Source organism: Bacteroides coprosuis (assembly GCF_020741705.1).
In the GTDB taxonomy this organism is placed as follows: domain Bacteria; phylum Bacteroidota; class Bacteroidia; order Bacteroidales; family Bacteroidaceae; genus Bacteroides_E; species Bacteroides_E coprosuis.
In genome coordinates this window covers 1-2,526 of sequence record NZ_DYYK01000103.1, presented here as the reverse complement: position 1 = coordinate 2,526, position 2,526 = coordinate 1, and the positions used below count along the sequence as shown (strand labels likewise).

The following is a 2,526-nucleotide window of genomic DNA, read 5'->3' as shown; positions in this document are numbered from 1 at the left end:
CACTGGGGTTGGAGCTTACTGCAAGAGTTCTAGGATGCGTAGAGATTTGGCTATTGATTGTTCCATTGATGGGATATAGCAATTTTATTCTTTCTTATTTGATTATGGCTATATCATCATTAATGGCTAATCTATTATTTTTTATGCTGATGCAATTGGGTGGCAGAGAAGGTGGTTTTACGCTTGCCTTCACAATATTAGGTTTGTCACCTCAATATGGGTTGTTTGTGGGTTTGCTCGTGCGTATAAGAGAGTTAGTCTGGATTGCTATAGGAATACTCTTAATACAAGTGGGTAGGTCAAAAAACAAAAAAGGATAACTGGTCAGTTATCCTTTTTTGTTTAAATCTTAGTTTCTATTTCTTCTTTCATATCCAATTCTTCTCCATCAGCATCATAAAACAAATATTCTAAAAATGCTAATTTCTGACTCGGTATGATTTTGATGCCAAATCCGTATTTCATTTGCCATCTTCTCTTAAGAGAAATGACACCTTGATTGATATAGGCCGCTACATACGGATGGACGTGTAATGAAAATCGCTTTTTCTTTAATTTGTGGACTAAGTAATCAATTTTATTCTCTAGTGTGTCCGTAAACAAAATGGAAGATTTGATACTTCCTTTTCCAAAGCAGGTTGGGCAGGTTTCTAGTGTGTTAACATCCATGGCTGGACGAACTCTTTGGCGGGTTATTTGCATTAACCCAAATTTGCTTAAAGGTAGGATATTATGACGTGCTCTATCTTTTTGCATATTAGCACACATTCTTTCATATATCTTTTGTCTATTGGCTGATTCATTCATATCAATGAAGTCAATGACAATAATTCCACCCATATCCCTTAGGCGTAATTGACGTGCAATCTCATCTGCTGCTCCTAGGTTCACTTCCACTGCATTGGCTTCTTGACCATTAGCATTTTTAGTTCGATTTCCACTATTGACATCTACAACATGTAGTGCTTCAGTGTGTTCGATAATGAGATAAGCTCCACGTTTATATGAAACAGTTTTACCAAACGAAGATTTAATTTGTTTGGTAATGTCAAAGTTGTCAAATATTGGCAGTTGCCCTTTGTAACGCTTAACTATGTTTTCTTTATCAGGATCGATAAGTTTAACATAGTCTCTAATTTCGTTGTATACCGCTTCATCATTAATATATATATTTTTGAATGAAGGGTTAAATAAATCTCTTAATAGAGCTACAGCTCTACTTGTTTCTTCGAAAATCAAAGTAGGAAACTTTGTTGCACGCTGAACTTTTTTAATAGATTCATCCCAGCGTTTTAATAAAAGCTTTAGCTCAGCATCTAATTCAGCCACTCTTTTATCTTCGGCTACTGTACGTACAATAACACCAAAGTTCTTTGGCTTGATACTTCTAAGAAGTTGCTTTAAACGAGCTCTTTCTTTACTTGATTTGATTTTTTGAGAAACAGATACCTTATCATTGAAAGGGATAAGGACTAAATATCTACCTGCAAAAGATAGTTCAGATGTTAATCTGGGACCTTTTGTAGAAATAGGTTCTTTAGCTATCTGAACAACTACTTCTTGTCCAACTTTTAGTACATCAGAAATACTACCATCTTTGTCTATATCTGGAAGCATATTTGCTTTTGACATAGGAGGTAATTTTTTACGATTACTTAAAGTTTGTTTGACATACTTTCCTAGAGAATTAAATTGAGGACCTAAATCTAAATAGTGTAAAAAAGCATCTTTTTCATAACCGACATCGACAAAGCAGGCATTTAGCCCTGGCATTAATTTCTTAACGCGACCTAAGTACATATTCCCAACAGAAAAGGATATATTAACTCCTTCACTTTGAAGTTCCACAAGACTTTTGTCCTCTAAAAGAGCTAAGGAAACTTCTTTGGGTTGTACATATACTACTAATTCGCTTGTCACAGTTATTTTACTATTTATTATAAATACATTAATAGTGAACGATTGAATAACCCCATTTGTTCACAATCTTTACTTAAACAAAGAACAAACTAGAAAGATATTTAATCTTTGCAAGTTTGTTCTTTGCTTTGATGTACAGACTACAAAAATTATTTTTTGCTTTTATGTCTGTTCTTTCTTAATCTTTTTTTACGCTTGTGAGTAGACATTTTATGTCTTTTTTTCTTCTTTCCGCTTGGCATAGCTTCAAAATTTTATGGTTAATACTCTTATTTATTATGTTTTTTTACAGCTTCAGTAAAAGTTTTAGAAGGCTTGAATGCAGGAATGTTATGCTCAGGAATAATAATAGTCGTATTCTTTGAGATATTTCTTGCTGTTTTTTGCGCTCTTTTTTTCACAATAAAGCTTCCAAAACCACGAAGGTACACATTTTCATCGTTAACTAACGAATCTTTTACAACATCCATGAATGCCTCAATGGTATTTAAAGCTGTAACTTTATCAATTCCAGTCTTTTTAGTAATCTCGTTTACAATATCCGCTTTTGTCATTTCTTAAAAAAATAATATTACTATGTGATTCTAATTTTTTGGTTTGCAAATA

Annotated in this window: 2 protein-coding genes and 1 pseudogene; 1 reads left to right on the top strand and 2 read right to left on the bottom strand. The window is 33.2% G+C overall.

What is annotated here, in order from left to right:
- Nucleotides 1–320: pseudogene (locus tag K8V80_RS06010) on the top strand (UPF0104 family protein); the annotation flags it as partial.
- Between the two features lie 22 nt (nucleotides 321–342).
- Here K8V80_RS06010 and K8V80_RS06005 read toward each other — a convergent pair.
- Together K8V80_RS06005 and K8V80_RS06000 are read right to left on the bottom strand one after the other, a co-directional pair.
- Nucleotides 343–1,920, bottom strand: a complete 1,578-nt coding sequence (locus tag K8V80_RS06005; protein ID WP_276776096.1) for an Rne/Rng family ribonuclease — start codon at nucleotides 1,918–1,920, stop codon at nucleotides 343–345.
- 269 nt (nucleotides 1,921–2,189) lie between these two features.
- A complete protein-coding gene (locus K8V80_RS06000; protein ID WP_006744256.1) occupies nucleotides 2,190–2,474 on the bottom strand; it encodes an HU family DNA-binding protein in 285 nt (94 codons plus the stop codon).
- Nucleotides 2,475–2,526 lie beyond the last annotated feature (52 nt).